At 60.4% G+C, this 13,827-nt stretch carries 17 protein-coding genes; 9 read left to right on the plus strand and 8 right to left on the minus strand.

Annotation, left to right across the window (positions count from 1 at the left end; translation table 11 throughout):
• The first annotated feature begins 74 nt into the window (after positions 1-74).
• Together BLQ70_RS20760 and BLQ70_RS20765 are read left to right on the plus strand one after the other, a co-directional pair.
• The gene (locus BLQ70_RS20760; protein ID WP_091860845.1) at positions 75-1,307 is read left to right on the plus strand and encodes a putative DNA modification/repair radical SAM protein; all 1,233 of its coding nucleotides are present in this window, start codon (positions 75-77) and stop codon (positions 1,305-1,307) included.
• Positions 1,304-2,746 (plus strand): UdgX family uracil-DNA binding protein, encoded by a 1,443-nt coding sequence (locus tag BLQ70_RS20765; RefSeq protein WP_091860848.1) that lies wholly within the window; start codon positions 1,304-1,306, stop codon positions 2,744-2,746. Before BLQ70_RS20760 ends, BLQ70_RS20765 begins: the two co-directional genes overlap by 4 nt.
• A gap of 136 nt (positions 2,747-2,882) precedes the next feature.
• Here the strand turns inward: BLQ70_RS20765 and BLQ70_RS25440 are convergent, their stop codons facing one another.
• From BLQ70_RS25440 to BLQ70_RS20775, 3 genes are all read right to left on the minus strand, one after another.
• Positions 2,883-3,170 carry a hypothetical protein gene (locus tag BLQ70_RS25440; RefSeq protein WP_139163606.1) on the minus strand — a complete coding sequence of 96 codons (288 nt, stop codon included), beginning with the start codon at positions 3,168-3,170 and terminating at the stop codon, positions 2,883-2,885.
• 545 nt (positions 3,171-3,715) lie between these two features.
• Entirely contained in the window at positions 3,716-4,474 is a 759-nt protein-coding gene (locus BLQ70_RS20770) for an IS110 family RNA-guided transposase (protein WP_113584258.1), read from the minus strand.
• A 262-nt stretch (positions 4,475-4,736) separates the two neighbouring features.
• The gene (locus tag BLQ70_RS20775; RefSeq protein WP_091860854.1) at positions 4,737-4,925 is read right to left on the minus strand and encodes a hypothetical protein; all 189 of its coding nucleotides are present in this window, start codon (positions 4,923-4,925) and stop codon (positions 4,737-4,739) included.
• 266 nt (positions 4,926-5,191) lie between these two features.
• Here BLQ70_RS20775 and BLQ70_RS20780 point away from each other — a divergent pair, with 266 nt between their 5' ends.
• From BLQ70_RS20780 to xth, 4 genes are all read left to right on the plus strand, one after another.
• Positions 5,192-5,716, plus strand: a complete 525-nt coding sequence (locus tag BLQ70_RS20780; protein WP_091860857.1) for a cupin domain-containing protein — start codon at positions 5,192-5,194, stop codon at positions 5,714-5,716.
• Between the two features lie 173 nt (positions 5,717-5,889).
• The gene (locus BLQ70_RS20785) at positions 5,890-6,129 is read left to right on the plus strand and encodes a DUF2171 domain-containing protein (protein WP_091860861.1); all 240 of its coding nucleotides are present in this window, start codon (positions 5,890-5,892) and stop codon (positions 6,127-6,129) included.
• Complete coding sequence (locus BLQ70_RS20790) at positions 6,129-6,812, plus strand: dienelactone hydrolase family protein (protein ID WP_162766131.1); 684 nt, start codon at positions 6,129-6,131, stop codon at positions 6,810-6,812. The genes BLQ70_RS20785 and BLQ70_RS20790 overlap by 1 nt, the downstream gene beginning before the upstream one ends.
• Complete coding sequence (xth, locus tag BLQ70_RS20795) at positions 6,793-7,569, plus strand: exodeoxyribonuclease III (RefSeq protein WP_091860867.1); 777 nt, start codon at positions 6,793-6,795, stop codon at positions 7,567-7,569. The genes BLQ70_RS20790 and xth overlap by 20 nt, the downstream gene beginning before the upstream one ends.
• A gap of 149 nt (positions 7,570-7,718) precedes the next feature.
• On the opposite strand, the gene BLQ70_RS20800 is transcribed toward xth, so the two are convergent.
• Positions 7,719-7,922, minus strand: a complete 204-nt coding sequence (locus tag BLQ70_RS20800; protein WP_091861426.1) for a CsbD family protein — start codon at positions 7,920-7,922, stop codon at positions 7,719-7,721.
• A gap of 46 nt (positions 7,923-7,968) precedes the next feature.
• On the minus strand, positions 7,969-8,370 hold the full coding sequence (locus BLQ70_RS20805) for a PRC-barrel domain-containing protein (protein ID WP_091861429.1): 402 nt from the start codon (positions 8,368-8,370) through the stop codon (positions 7,969-7,971).
• Positions 8,371-8,514: 144 nt separating this feature from the next.
• On the opposite strand from BLQ70_RS20805, the gene BLQ70_RS25445 reads away from it, so the two are divergent.
• Complete coding sequence (locus BLQ70_RS25445; protein WP_139163607.1) at positions 8,515-8,757, plus strand: hypothetical protein; 243 nt, start codon at positions 8,515-8,517, stop codon at positions 8,755-8,757.
• 368 nt (positions 8,758-9,125) lie between these two features.
• Positions 9,126-9,320, plus strand: a complete 195-nt coding sequence (locus BLQ70_RS20810) for a hypothetical protein (RefSeq protein ID WP_210184333.1) — start codon at positions 9,126-9,128, stop codon at positions 9,318-9,320.
• 76 nt (positions 9,321-9,396) lie between these two features.
• Here the strand turns inward: BLQ70_RS20810 and BLQ70_RS26200 are convergent, their stop codons facing one another.
• On the minus strand, positions 9,397-9,651 hold the full coding sequence (locus tag BLQ70_RS26200; RefSeq protein ID WP_162766132.1) for a hypothetical protein: 255 nt from the start codon (positions 9,649-9,651) through the stop codon (positions 9,397-9,399).
• A 34-nt stretch (positions 9,652-9,685) separates the two neighbouring features.
• Between BLQ70_RS26200 and BLQ70_RS20820 the strand changes: the two genes are divergently transcribed.
• Positions 9,686-9,934 carry a hypothetical protein gene (locus BLQ70_RS20820; protein ID WP_139163608.1) on the plus strand — a complete coding sequence of 83 codons (249 nt, stop codon included), beginning with the start codon at positions 9,686-9,688 and terminating at the stop codon, positions 9,932-9,934.
• A 325-nt stretch (positions 9,935-10,259) separates the two neighbouring features.
• Here the strand turns inward: BLQ70_RS20820 and BLQ70_RS20825 are convergent, their stop codons facing one another.
• Both BLQ70_RS20825 and BLQ70_RS20830 read right to left on the minus strand, forming a co-directional pair.
• Complete coding sequence (locus tag BLQ70_RS20825; protein ID WP_091860879.1) at positions 10,260-11,048, minus strand: metallophosphoesterase; 789 nt, start codon at positions 11,046-11,048, stop codon at positions 10,260-10,262.
• A 50-nt stretch (positions 11,049-11,098) separates the two neighbouring features.
• Complete coding sequence (locus BLQ70_RS20830) at positions 11,099-12,202, minus strand: HAD family hydrolase (protein ID WP_091860882.1); 1,104 nt, start codon at positions 12,200-12,202, stop codon at positions 11,099-11,101.
• Positions 12,203-13,827: the final 1,625 nt, after the last annotated feature.

A 13,827-nucleotide genomic window follows, 5' to 3' on the forward strand; every position in this document is an offset into this window, starting at 1 on the left:
GCACCCTTCAACAGTCAGCCTTGAACTCAGCAGGCAAATTCCTTAAGAACATATAGTGAACAAAAGGAAGGGCGATGGCACAGCTCACGGTCCTGGAGAAGCTCCAAATCCTCAGCGACGCCGCGAAATACGACGCCTCCTGCGCGTCGAGCAACACCATGAAGCGTGATTCGCGTGACGGAAAGGGGCTGGGCTCGACCACGGGCGCCGGCATCTGCCATTCCTATGCGCCCGACGGCCGCTGCATCTCCCTGCTCAAGATCCTGCTGACGAATTTCTGCAGCTTCGACTGCGTCTTCTGCATCAATCGCTCATCCAGCAACGTGCGCCGCGCCCGCTTCTCGGTCGAGGAAGTCGTCGCGCTGACCCTGAATTTCTACCGCCGCAATTACATCGAAGGCCTTTTTCTGTCCTCGGGCATCATCCGCTCGGCCGACTACACGATGGCGGAACTGATCCGAGTGGCCGAAACGCTGCGCCGGCAACATGGGTTCCTCGGCTATATCCATCTCAAGCTGATCCCCGGTGCGAGCCGCGATCTAATCGAGCGCGCGGGGCTGTTCGCAGACCGGGTGTCGATCAATGTCGAATTGCCGAGCGAGGCGGCACTCGCGCGCTTCGCGCCGGAGAAGCAGGCTAGCGAGATCAAGAGTGCGATGGGGGGCCTCAAGCTGAAGATCGAGGCAGCGCGCGAGGAGCGTGGCAAGAGCGAAAAGGCCCCAGCCTTCTCGCCCGCAGGGCAGAGCACCCAGATGATCATCGGCGCTGATGGCGCGAGCGATTCTGCGGTCCTGAAGCGCAGCGCCTGGCTCTATGGCAGCTTCGGCCTGAAGCGCGTCTATTACTCGGCCTTCAGCCCGATTCCGGATGCCTCGCGTCAGTTGCCGCTCCAGCCGCCGCCGCTTATGCGCGAGCACCGGCTTTATCAGGCCGATTGGCTGACACGCTTCTACGGTTTCGAGACGGAGGAAATCCTGGGGCGCAACGAGATGCTCGATCTCGATATCGACCCCAAGCTCGCCTGGGCGTTGCGTGAGCGAGGACGCTTTCCCGTCGACGTGAACCGAGCCGATCGCGAAACCCTGCTGCGGGTTCCGGGTCTGGGTACGCGCAGCGTCGATCGCATCCTGACCACGCGACGGTTCCGCCGGCTCAGGCTTGAGGATGTCGGCCGGCTGACACGATCGCTGACGACAATCCGGCATTTCATCCTGGCGGAGGGCTGGCGGCCGGGCAGCGGCCTCGACGCGCAGAACCTGCGGGCTCGGCTGATGCCGCGACCGCGACAATTGACGCTGTTCCCGTGATCGCCGCCCGGCTGAACGGGCCTGCCGATTTTGCCGGCTGGCGCCGCGAGGCACGTAGGCTGGCGCTTGCCGGCATCCAGCCCGAGGCCGTCGACTGGCTGACAAGCGAAGACGATGCCGGCTTGTTCGCGATGGAGAATGCCACCCCGGTTGCGGGCGGAAGCACCGCCCTGACCGTGTCTCGCCGCTTCATCGAACTTGCCGAAAACGTCGTCTGTCATCGGGATGCCGGCCGTTTTGTCTTGCTGCACCGCCTGCTGCTGCGTTTGCAGGACGAGCCACGCTTGCTCGAGAATGCAGCTGACGCTGACATCGCACGCGCCGAGGCGATGGCCCGCTCGGTACGGCGCGACCTGCACAAGATGACGGCCTTTGTTCGGTTCCGCGCCGTGTCGGGCGCGAGCGAGGACGGCCCCTTCATCGCCTGGTTCGAACCGGAGCATTTCATCCTCGAACGAGCCGCAGCATTCTTCACAGCACGCTTCGGCACGATGATCTGGTCAATCCTGACACCGCAGGGGTCGCTGCACTGGGACGGCGTGGCCCTGCAATACGGTCCGGCCGCTAGCAAGGCCGATGCGCCGGACGGCGATGCCATCGAAGCCTATTGGCTGACCTACTACGCCAGTATCTTCAATCCGGCCCGCCTGAAGCCGAAGGCGATGAAAAGTGAGATGCCGGTGAAATACTGGCGGAACCTACCCGAGGCCGAATTGATTGTGCCTCTGATCGCAAGCGCCGCCCGGCGAGCAGAGGACATGGTGATGCGCGCCCCGACGCAGCCACCCGCACGACATGTCAGGCAGCTTCGGCACCGTCCCGAACTGCCGGCCGATGAATCTGCGATCACGTCGTGGCGGGATGCCGCCGCTGCGGCGCAACGCTGTACGCGCTGCGATCTTCATTGCCACGCCACGCAAACGGTCTTCGGAGAAGGGCCGTTGGACGCGCGCGTTCTCTTCGTCGGCGAGCAGCCTGGAGATAAGGAGGACCTTGCCGGCCGGCCATTCGTCGGGCCGGCTGGGCAGGTTTTCGATCGGGCGATGAAGGAAGCTGGTCTCGATCGCGCGCGCGCCTATGTCACCAATGCGGTGAAGCACTTCAAATTCCAGCTTCGCGGCAAGCGCCGCATCCATGAGAAGCCCAATGTCGGGGAGATCAAGGCCTGCCGCTTCTGGCTCGATCTCGAACTGCAGTTCGTGAAACCTCGGTTTGTCGTTGCCCTCGGCGCCAGCGCCCTGCGATCGCTGACGGGGCATGCCAGTTCGCTAGCGAGCGCACGAGATCGCGAGCTCGCACTCGAAGACGGCACGCCGCTGCTGGCCACCGTCCACCCCTCATTTCTGCTGCGCCTTCCGGACGAGGATGCTCGGTCTCGAGAATACGCCCGGTTCGTCGCAGACCTCGCCCGCGTACAACAGCGCATATTCCGGCATTAAGCAATATCGGGGAAGCCTATACGGCCAACCAGACGGCCTTCTTTTCTTGCGCTCGATTGGAGAGCGAGCAGCGGCTGTTCTGTCAGCTCCCGATCGAAGGCAGCCTTGCTTCAGCCTGGTTGTCGTTGCAGCGAAGCTACCGCTTCCGCCATTTCGCAAGGTGACCGGCTAGTGCCCGGAAGCCAGTTGGAATCTGCGGCTTGACTGGATTGCGCGATGCTGCCGGTAATTCTTCTTCCATCACATCGCGAAAGGCTCTTTCAGCTTCCGGCGTGAACTGGACCTGCGCACCCACTCTTTGCGCCATGCGCCGAGCAATTTCGAGAGAGTATTTAATATCATGGGATCGGCCGTATTCGGCGCCCGTCACGTCGCGGAAGCCCCACTCGGTATCAATGCGGCACACCGTCAAGATTTGAACCATTGTCGTTCCTGAGCGAGACGGCAGTGAACGCCGTGAAGAAGCCGAGGTTCCCCCGCTACTATCAGTGCAGGAAACTGGCCGCCGGGTTCATGGTCTTCACAAATCCAGCCTGTCTTATCGGTGGCATCGGAGCAGTCACGAAGAACGGAACCTCCGGTCGCAGCCGGCGTTCACCTGTATCTCGTTTCACCTCGGAACTAAACCGCCCCGGCAGCTCGACTGGCGGGGCTTCTTTTTTGGGGCGGTAGGAGTCAAGCAAAAGCTCCCTACGCCGGGGGCAGAGCCCGACGCTGATCGTGATCTGCTTGGATAGCGAGCGTACCGCGCCATGTTTGCCGTGCGCTGGTGAGTTCCCGCCAGGAGTCTGGCTTCTCTGCGAAGTCGGCACGGCGGCCGCTTCATGATCGGGTCGGATGGAGAGGCATCCCAATCTTTTTTGCGAACTGCCAGTTTGACCTGGCGTTCAGCCCCGCCTCGGGATTGCCTGCCCACTCGTCCCTGGACGGGACCTCTCTCCGCGCAGCGACGCAGAACTCTTCGCCGGATCAGGCGGCCTCGGCCTCCCAGCGAAACGGCGTGTTGTCGACCCACATCCGATGCAGGATGACCGCCAGGCGCCGGGCGACAGCTATGGTCGCCTTCGCCATGCCGCGCCGGCGAGCGACGGCAAGGCCCCATGACTTCAGCGGCGAGCTCTTCTTCGAGACCCGCAGCACGATCCCGGCGGCCTCGACCAGGACCCAGCGGATCCCGGCATCACCGCACTTCGAGATGCCTCGATCCCGATCGATCTCTCCTGGTTGATAGCGCGAGGGCGTCAGCCCGAAATGGGCCGAGACGGAGCGTGATCGGCCGAAGCGGGCCGGTTCGTCGACACCAGCGCGGAAGCTCAGCGCGACCATCGGGCCGACGCCGGGCGCCGTCATCAGCAGCTTGCAGGTCTCGTCGCTCTCCGCCAGTCGTCCCATCGCCTTGTGCAGATGCTGGAACTGTTCCCGTAGCACCCGTCGCACCTCGAGAAGCGGCTCGATGATCAGCCGCAGATGCGGGGACTGTTCGAGTAGCTCGACGATGCGCCGCTCGAACTGCAGCCGCGTCACGGCGCCGACCTTGAGCCCGAAGTTGCGCAGCAGCCCGCGCAGATTGTTCTCGCTGTCGAGGATCTTGCTCTGCACGAACTTGCGGGCGGTCAGCAGCAGCCGGATCTCCTGGCTGCGGACCGTCTTGACGTGCACCGGCTTGTACAGCCCGACCCGCATCATCTGGGCGATGCCTCGGGCATCGTTGCGATCGGTCTTGTTGATCTGCGATTTCGACGCGGCCGAGAGGTCGAGCTACGCGCAGCTCCTTCTGAGCCAGCCTTCGGCGAGATATCCCTTGCGCGCGAAGCCCGCACTTCCAGATTGAACCGATAAAAGCTGTATCCGACCGCCCCAGCGAGGATCACCGACGTGGGCAGTCTGATTGCCAGTAGCCTCAATGGAACAGCAAATCTCTCAGGGATTTCGCCTCGCTCGACGTTTCGAGCGATCCAGGCCCCAGCCAAACTAGAGAACGCAGCCCGGATCATTTCGTTTCCTCTGCCGCACCCGGCGTGATCGGAACCTGCTCGGCAACAGGATCGCTCGCCGGAAAGGTATCCTTCAATGCCCTCTCCAGCTTCTGATCAGGGGTCAGCTCTCGCTCCTCTTTGCGCTGAGTTTTCTGTTCCTGGCGCAGGCTCTCAACTACAGGGTTGTGCTCATTATTCTCCATGGATGCCTCCTCGGCCGTTTGACGGAGTGGAGACTGAACGCTACGACCCCGCCCTCGTTCCGTGGCAGCTCGCCGATCGCCAAATCGACGCTAGGCCTTTCCGAAGCTGATGCCCACGACCTCACCTCCCGATCGACAAGCAACTAGGCGTTATCATGGCACCGCAGCTTTCCGCGATCGGCGCATAGCTACGAGCCAGCTGACGAGGGAACGCCCGCTGGCACATCGGAGTTCAGGAGGCTTCTTGCTTCTTTGGAGCTGCTGCCATGACCCGGGTGACGGTGACCGCCTTGCATTTCGAGCCGCGGGGCTTCGTTCCGAATAATTTCAGGTTGCCGGCGCTAATCTACGAAAAGGCGTTCGATCCCGCGGCGATCGGTGACCTCGCCACGTTCATGGAAAAGCGCTTTCAGGACAATGGATGGCCGCCACAGTGGCGAGATGGGATTTACGATTTCGAGCACTATCACGCGCAGGGTCATGAGGTTCTCGGTATAGCAGCCGGATCGGCCGAACTGGTTCTTGGCGGAGACGGCGGCCGTGAGATCAGGGTGGAAGCTGGCGACATCCTGGTGCTGCCCGCGGGGACTGGGCATCGGCGACTCAAGCAGAGTGAAGATTTCCTCGTGGTCGGGGCATACCCGCCTGGCCAAGCTGGAGATATCGTTCGCGAGGAGGCGTCGCCTGCGATGAAACAGAGGATCGCCCTCTTGAGCTTTCCACCCAAAGATCCGGTTCTGGGGGATGAGGGTCCGATGCTCCGCCTCTGGGCGAACACCAGCATCACTTGATGTTCGCAGATGGCGGTCTTGCCTCTCGGCTGACATGTGACGAAGCGCGCGAAATCGACCCGCTGTGCCGTCGCCGGCTCTCAACCCTGTGTGTCGTCGCCACCTCGGCAAATCGGAACTTCGGTGCCAGACGGTCCGTTGCCGTTCCGTGACGTTCGGAAGGAGAGCAACGCATGATGTTCGTAGAGCAAATCAAGGAAGGCCAGCGTGTCATCGGCTCCGACGAAGGACATGTCGGAACCGTCGATTCTTTGAGTGGCCAGCTCATCAAGCTGAAGAAGAATGATCCCGAGTCGGGAGGAGCCCATCATTACCTCGACCTGGCGCTCGTCGTTGCGCTCGATGACGATACGATCAAGCTGATCGTCCCGGCCGCTGAAGCCAAAGAGAGATGGTCGGAGGCGACCGAGTAATGGACCGACGCCATTTCGTTGCTGGAGCTGGCGCGACCATCGTGTCTGGGCCAGCCCAGGCGAGCGTCGCAGTCGATCGCTTTGGTCCGAGCGTTTCCGGAGGCAGCGTCATCCTGCTCTATGGTTCGGACGGTCTGACGAATAGTGGCCGATATCAGTTCGCCGCGAACATGATCGCGGGGGCTGGCTACAGCGTCCTGCTACCGCGCTACTTCGAGGCCACCGGCGATCAGCGGGCCCGCTACGGCGAAATCAAAAGCAAGTTTCCGGTCTGGCTGGAAGCGATCGAGACAATCACAGGCGATCAGCAGGCCCGTTTCGCCGTTGTCGGCTTTTCGCTTGGCGGCGCATTGGCCTTGGCGCTGGCGGGGCGCGATCGCAGGATCAAAGCCGTCGTCGACTTCTTCGGATTTCTGCCGCCAGGCCTGGAAAGAGCTTCTCTGCCCCCGATGCTTATTCTGCATGGGGATGCGGACCGAGTGGTGCCTGTGTCCAACGCCGGAGCCATCGAGAGACTGGTCAAAAGCAATGGGGCTCTGTCCAAAGCCATATCTATCCCGGCGAAGGACATGGTCTCTCCTTGGCGAGCTGGCCCGATGCGATCGCGAGGACACAAACTTTTCTGCGCGAGCACCTCTGACGATCGTGTTGGAGGAGCCTTCGTTGAAGATCGCGACCTATAATGTGAACGGCATCAATGGCCGGTTGCCCGTTTTGCTCCGGTGGCTGAAGCAGGACCATCCTGATGTCGTATGCCTGCAAGAGCTAAAATGCTCAGACGACCGCTTTCCCGAGCACGAACTTCAGGAAGCCGGCTACGCGGCGGTGTGGCACGGTCAGAAGAGCTGGAATGGTGTCGCGATCCTCGCACGGGGCGGACCGCCGGTCCTGACACGCCGAGGATTACCGGGGGATCCTGACGACAACCATAGCCGCTATATCGAGGCGGCGGTTAACGGCGTACTGATTGGATGTCTTTATCTTCCCAACGGGAATCCCGCTCCCGGCCCCAAGTTCGAATACAAGCTCCGCTGGTTTGCCCACTTGCTGAGTTATGCAGAAGAGCTTCTCTCCTACGACGTGCCGATCGCACTCGTAGGCGACTTTAACGTCATGCCGACCGAGCTCGATGTCTACGCACCCGAGCGATGGGGAGATGACGCCCTCTTTCGTCCGGAGGTCCGAAGAGCTTATGCTGAGCTGGTCAATCAGGGTTGGACGGACGCCATCAGGCACCTTCACCCGAGAGAGCGCATCTACACGTTCTGGAAGTACTGGCGGAACTCGTTCGAACGCGACGCCGGCCTTCGCCTCGACCACCTCCTGCTTAGTCCTACCCTGGCGCCGCGGTTGAAATCCGCGGAGGTCCGGCGGTCGCCGCGAGGCTGGGAGCACACTAGCGACCACGCGCCGGTGATGATCGAGCTTCTGCCGGCATAGGCGCGGGCGCGCCAGAGCTTTCACCGCTTCACAGGCTCTCAACACAATGCCCGGCCTATAACGCGCGAAAGCCCGGCCCCGCTGGAAAGGGCCGGGCTTCCTCACGCGGCGAGCACACGCTGGGCAGCGAGGGGCTCAGCCGTCGGTGATCACCATGTCTGGCGATTGTACCAGATGTCGACGTCAGTCTTCACCTTGTCCTTCTCGATGCCGTAGCGCTCCTGGATCTTACCTTCGAGCTGATCGCGCTTACCGGCGATGACGTCGAGATCGTCATCGGTGAGCTTGCCCCACTGCTCCTTCACCTTGCCCTTGAGTTGCTTCCAGTTTCCTTCGACGCGATTCCAGTCCATCGGGACCTCCATCAGTTTCGAGTTGCGGATAAAGGCGAACGGCGCGTTAGCGCTTCCAGCGGCCTTCGTACTTGAACTCCGGCGCGGCCTTCAGGGCATCCTTGGTCGTGTCCATGGTCGCGGACCACTTCTTGTCGTTCTCGGAGTAGACGACCTTGACCGCGGGCGGTGCAACGACGACGTAGCGCTCGCCGATACCGAGGAAGCCACCCACCGAAAGGATCAGCCCGGACAGGCTGCCATTGGAAACGACGAGATCCTTGATCTCACCGACGTTGTCCTTGGCGTTATTCTGAACGTTCAGCCCAATGAGATTGCTGCTGAGCACGTCCGTCGGCTGCGCCTTGATATAGACTTCGCGCGCAGTGGTCGCCGCAGTTTGAGCATAAGCCATGCTAGCTCCGAAGATCGTCGAGGTAATAGCGAGAGCGACGAGCATTTTACGCATATTATAATTCTCCAGATACATCTTCCAGCCGCCTCAACAACTGATTTTGGGGCAATATGTTCCTGCCGAAAACATCAGAGAACAAAAAAATCGCCAGCGCTGCCGCTGGCGGGTGAGTCCGATCTGTCGGGGTGAGACAGGAGAATGACCAACAAACGATTCTGTAACCGCAATGGTTTCGACGAGCGCGACGATCAGGAAAGTACTATTGCGCCCGGAAGCACTCCCGTGCAGGAGTTCCACCGCTTCGCGCGTCGCTTTAGCTGGACGGGGCTGGCGCGCTCATCTCGTGGGGCGCTGCCAGCCCTTCATTCGCTCGTTCCCCGAGGCGGCGACAATGGCTCGCCATTTGGTGATCAGCAATCAGATCAAGGTTGCGATTGTTAGAGGGAAGTTCTCTGTTGCAGCTCAGCCGAGCGCGGTTTGTTACAGGATTTATGCGCCAGCCCCGCGCCTGCCGCATGGGATCGTTATCTAAACGGCGGATTGCGATCGCTGCTGCATACCCCATATCTCGAATGCGGTTCGCTCACCGCTTCGGCCCCTCCCGCCGGAGCCCGGTCGCTCCGTTCCCCTCGAAGCTTTTGGCTTAGCGCCTCGGCTTCTACTTGGCCGGCTCCTTCAAGGGATGCCGGCCTTTTTCTTGGCGCTGCCGCCGAGCGCGCTCGGCGGCTCAAAATACTCGCCCCTGATAAGCCGCGCAGATCGCTGGTGACGACTTCAGCAGCACTCCCGGCAATCTGGGCTTCCAACTTTTGCTCCGCGAGCTTCACGACGGCACGACGGAAATCGAGACACTTAGCTGGTGGGTCTCGACCGAGGCCATCATCGCCTTCGCCGGCGCCGATTTTGAGCGAGCCCGCTACTATCCCGACGACGGCCGCTTTCTGCTCAGCAAGCCCGAGTTCGTGACGCACTATGAGGTCGTCGCTGACGCGCGCAATGGATAGGCGCGCCTACCCCACGACGCCCGAAGGTCGCTATTTCTTGGTGGCCGGCAGGCTTTGGCGGTCGACCGACCCCGCCTTATCGGAAGTCAGGCGTCACCAGCTTGTCGCCGAACTGATGGATGCTCTCCGGGCCGTCAAAGAGGCTAGGCGCGGACATGGCGATTTGAACGCCGCCCGCGCCGTCGTCGATTCCGCGAAGGTTGCCCTTGGTGAGCGAGGACCAGTCTGGTGGAGCGACGGGTCGCCTGACTTCAATCGCCATCTCGTGAACAACACGCCTTATGCCGAGTGGGCTTTGCAATTGAAGACGCCGGAAAGGCAGGCGTAGCATGAAGCGATCGACACCTGAGAAGCAGGAGGGCGACATGCAGCAAACTGCCGTCGCCGTGACCATCCGTGTTGGACTGAAAGGCGCTTTCGACGTTGATCTACCGCTCGACGTGCCAATGCTAAACGAGCGCCTCTACGAGATAGGCCTCTGGCTCATTGACCGTCATATTCCGCACCAGGCTCGCATTCTCTGGGAGCCGGACCACAGACGGATCCGAGTAAGCTTTCCCGATGCGGACGATGCCCAGGCGTTCCGGATGCGCTTTCGTTCTCCTCTGCACTGAGCGCCTCAGCAGCAAGCTCTCTCGGCTCTTACGTCGGCGAACTGATGAGCCTCGTCGATATAGAGGCCGCCAGATCCCTCGGGCTCCCCAGTCGAAGCCGCTCCGTTAAGCGTAGGGCATTGACCTTAGGTGAGGCCTCGCTTCTAGATTGGCTCGCTGTTCAGTTCGTTTCGTGGCTGAGTTCGTCATGCAGAGTTCCTGGATCTTCTCGCCCCACACTCGAGCCGTCTGGTTGAGAACGTTTGTCGTGATCGTGTTGGGCGCGGCGACGATCTCGCCGGCCCTATTTTTGCGCTGAAGGCAACACGCCCGGCAGAGGCGGCCTCTAAAGCTCGATTACGCATCGAGGATCAAACCAGGGGTTCTCGCGATCTCCATGCAGGTTGGGATAGCCGGCCTGGTTCGCGAAGATTCTGGTTTTGCCAACGCGATAATCGTGGGAGCCGTGATCGTGGCCATGGATCCAGAGATCGGGTTGGAGCTCTTCGATGACGCGGCTCAAATCTGAGACAAACGCAGGAGTTAGCGAGCTGCCTTCATGGCGCAGTTGAACTGAATTTCTATGCGGCGCGTGATGCGTAACCACGACCGTCGGCCCGTCGAATTGCTCCGCCAACTCCTTCCTTATGAACGCTAGGTCGAGGCGATGCTCCGCGGCCGCATGCCAAGGCATGAACCTGCTGAAGTGCCCACTCTCCTCTTGGTATCGGATCAGCCTATGGTCGTTGAGCGTCTCGCCGGCAAAAACCATTGAGGGCTTTGGCGTTCCATGCAGTCGGTAATCCGTCCAGAGGACGCAGCCGATAAATCTGACCCCGTCGATCACGACAGAATTCCGCGACAGGAAATCGATACCCGCAGCCGATGCAGCTGCCCTGCCCTCTGCCAGACTGCGCTTTAGCTCGAAGCCATAGAATTCATGATTTCCTGCAACGTAGATCGATCTGGCGCCTCGGAGCGCTCCCGATCGCTGAGCGGCCATCCATGCGATAGCCGATGATATCGGCTGCCCCATGTCGCCTGCAAAAACGGCCACATCAAAGGCCGGCATCGACGAGGGAAATTCAAACGGGCCAAATTCGAGATGCAGGTCGGAGATGACGAGCAGGCGCATTTTGCCTCCAGTTCGGTCGAAGGGTGGAAATTCGGATCGGGAGGGAGGAGTCAGGCGGACTTGGCCGCGATAATCCGATCGAGCAGGGCCGCTATCGGAGGCGGAGCATAGAACGACGCGCCGTCCGCGAATGACCGCTCAAACTCGGCGATCGGCATCGAGAACGCACCAATCGCGTTTGGGCCGGCCACATCCGCCTGCATCGAGTCACCGACAAACATTACCTGCCGGGATTCCAGGCCGAGCCGGTTGCAAACAAGATGGTAGATTTCGGGTTGCGGCTTCATCAGCCGCGTTTGAAACGAAAGAACTGAGACATCCGGCTTCCCAGGCAAGCGCTCGCGCAGGGGCGCCTCGTAGGGTTCAGCCAGGTTGGAGCATATTGCAATTGGAAGGCCGGCCCGCTGGACCGCCTGCCACACAAAATCCATGCCCGGCCGAAGTCGCACGGATTTCAATTCCGCGCTCAAATCGGCCTCAAGTTCGTCTAGGCGTTCTTCCGAAACCGGCGAGGACAACTGCTGTGACAGTTCCCGCAGACCAATGGGGTATTTCATCGCCCGGTGGAGCAGCGCATTCGAAGGTTCGTTTGCGACCAGCGCCCGAAATGGCCGTCGCTTGTCCGTGATGTCGACCAACGTGCCATACCCGTCAAAGGCGATGGCTTCGATGGGAGCCATGGCAAATCGCGCATCCAAGAAGTCGTAATCTAAATCAGGGCGATGCTCTAACCCCGACGCGCGGTAAGGATCGGCATTGGCTGCGATAGCTGCCAGGTGCCGCCGGACGTCCATTTGCTCTTCGAAGCCCCTGCTCAGGATTTCGAGCGGAGCGCGTCCGTTGAAGGGCGCGAATTTCTGCGGGGCTGTTAGCCAGGCTCGCTCTTCGCGCTCCCCAGCGACAGTCGCCAGGAATCGACGAAGATCGGCGAACACACCGAGGATCACTGATAGACGCATAAGGGTCCTCGTCTCGAGAACGAGGTGCCTTTGCCCTACGGCGGTCGCGGCCCAGCCGCGCAGTGTGGGGATGTCGGCGGCCAGCAGATAAGCTTGCTCGCGCTCAGTCAACTGCCAACGACGCGCGATATTGACGAATGTCCGCATGCAGGGCGCGCTCAAGCGCGCCCGCTCCTCGAAGCTTCGCTCTTCCATCACGGAAATCCCTCGGTTCGGATAAGGAATCGCAGAGAGGCAATCGGACGTAACGAGGCTGCGGACCGGCGTAGCCTCTCGCACGGGTCCGCTAAGTCAGATTTTCGATGCGGCCGTGCCGCGGCGAATGTTCAAGGAAAAGCCATCCGCTGCCCTCGACCGGAAGCTGGGCATTTGTCATGCTCAGCAAACGACGGAACTCGACACCAACCGGTGCCCTATCTCTCAGGTGCGCTCGCTGTGATCAGCGAGCCGAGCAGCCATGGTTGTGGGAGTTCCGTAGGATTTTTGGGCAAAGAGCGCGGAACGGATGGATTCTCCGTCGAAGGCACAGTCTCGAAAGAAAACGCCGCTGAGCTCCCCCAAGCCGTTCAGCGACGCACGTTATTATACAAGTTCCATAAAACTATTCCACCTAAATGATACCGGCCCTGTTCTCCTAACCGGAAACGCATTCGTCCCCATGCCTCCCGGGGCCCCAATCAAGGGCTTCGTGTGTAAGGCCGCAAGGATGCTCCTCGATCAAAATCAGGATGACCTTGCGGCTGCGGCTCCAGTTTCTCGCAAAACACTCTTTGACTTCGAAACAGGAGACATCGAGCCAAAAATCGCCATAAATAATCGCATTCGGAAAGCTTTGGAGGACTGGGGAGCGAGTTTCGTTGTCGGAGAAGGCGTTGTTGGCGTGGCGGTGTACTCACGGCCAGCAGCCTAGGCGCGCGAGCCACAAGCGGCATCAGCACTCCTGTTAACCATAATCGTAAGCCATCAATGCATTTTATTTTACATTTTGTATAATTTATCCACATTGAGCCCACGACTTCCCCTGCCGATCGAAGGGGCTCAGTAACCGAGCGCCTAGGCCTCCCACCACCTTCCCGGCTTCACTCAAAACGCGAGGACTTGAATGATCCACGTCGTGCGGCCTGTCCTATCCCGCTCCCAGACCCTTAAATCCGCTCCGGTGAAATCGCCGGGCGCCCGGGACCCCCTGTGGCGTCACCGGCTATCGGACGGGGACGTTCTATGCGACCCGATGCTTCTCGACCCCCTCTTTGACGAGATGGGCTGCGAAACGTCGATCCTCCTTAAGATCGTAAATCAACCCTAGAACCAACAAGCAGTCTCATCGCGGCGCCCTTTTCGCGGCAGACAGCTGCACCACGAGCGCGCTTCCGCATCGAAAGCCGCTCCATCTCGGCTTGGCATCGCCGAGCTCGCGTAGCGCCCGCGACCAGGCGCGCACCGCGCTCTCGGTCTCACGATATTTCAGAACGGAGGCGCAGCGTACGGCGATGGTTCCAGGCCTCACGCAGCCGACAATGTTGTGCAATCCCTGCGTAGAACGCAGGCTACCCATGCACGAACGCCCGCAATCTAAGCGAAAGGCACCGAAATAAATCAACCAAAAATTAATCCGGAAGAAGTCACGCGCGCCTTAGTTAATGTAAAAATGAGCGACAATTGTAGAAGGACAAGGAGTCTATAAAAGTCACTTGCCCGGATAGTTAAAAAAATCCTCCGATAGATTACGCTTTACATCCCCCCTCCCCGATCGAATAGAACATCCCTACTTCGAACTGCCGAGGCTCAGTTCGAGATGGTGATGAACTCACTTGTAGCTG

Origin of the sequence: Allobosea robiniae (assembly GCF_900102525.1) — a bacterium.
GTDB lineage: Bacteria > Pseudomonadota > Alphaproteobacteria > Rhizobiales > Beijerinckiaceae > Allobosea > Allobosea robiniae.

Excerpts from the sequence above, each read along its gene's own strand:
- BLQ70_RS26200 (WP_162766132.1), bottom strand. The coding sequence starts at position 9,651 with ATGCTACGCCTGCCTTTCCGGCGTCTTCAATTGCAAAGCCCACTCGGC.
- BLQ70_RS25440 (WP_139163606.1), bottom strand. The coding sequence starts at position 3,170 with ATGGTTCAAATCTTGACGGTGTGCCGCATTGATACCGAGTGGGGCTTC.
- BLQ70_RS20820 (WP_139163608.1), top strand. The coding sequence starts at position 9,686 with ATGCAGCAAACTGCCGTCGCCGTGACCATCCGTGTTGGACTGAAAGGC.
- BLQ70_RS20780 (WP_091860857.1), top strand. The coding sequence starts at position 5,192 with ATGACCCGGGTGACGGTGACCGCCTTGCATTTCGAGCCGCGGGGCTTC.
- BLQ70_RS20790 (WP_162766131.1), top strand. The coding sequence starts at position 6,129 with ATGGACCGACGCCATTTCGTTGCTGGAGCTGGCGCGACCATCGTGTCT.
- BLQ70_RS20805 (WP_091861429.1), bottom strand. The coding sequence starts at position 8,370 with ATGCGTAAAATGCTCGTCGCTCTCGCTATTACCTCGACGATCTTCGGA.
- BLQ70_RS20825 (WP_091860879.1), bottom strand. The coding sequence starts at position 11,048 with ATGCGCCTGCTCGTCATCTCCGACCTGCATCTCGAATTTGGCCCGTTT.
- BLQ70_RS20785 (WP_091860861.1), top strand. The coding sequence starts at position 5,890 with ATGATGTTCGTAGAGCAAATCAAGGAAGGCCAGCGTGTCATCGGCTCC.
- BLQ70_RS20800 (WP_091861426.1), bottom strand. The coding sequence starts at position 7,922 with ATGGACTGGAATCGCGTCGAAGGAAACTGGAAGCAACTCAAGGGCAAG.
- BLQ70_RS20775 (WP_091860854.1), bottom strand. The coding sequence starts at position 4,925 with ATGGAGAATAATGAGCACAACCCTGTAGTTGAGAGCCTGCGCCAGGAA.
- BLQ70_RS20830 (WP_091860882.1), bottom strand. The coding sequence starts at position 12,202 with ATGGAAGAGCGAAGCTTCGAGGAGCGGGCGCGCTTGAGCGCGCCCTGC.
- BLQ70_RS20760 (WP_091860845.1), top strand. The coding sequence starts at position 75 with ATGGCACAGCTCACGGTCCTGGAGAAGCTCCAAATCCTCAGCGACGCC.
- BLQ70_RS25445 (WP_139163607.1), top strand. The coding sequence starts at position 8,515 with ATGACCAACAAACGATTCTGTAACCGCAATGGTTTCGACGAGCGCGAC.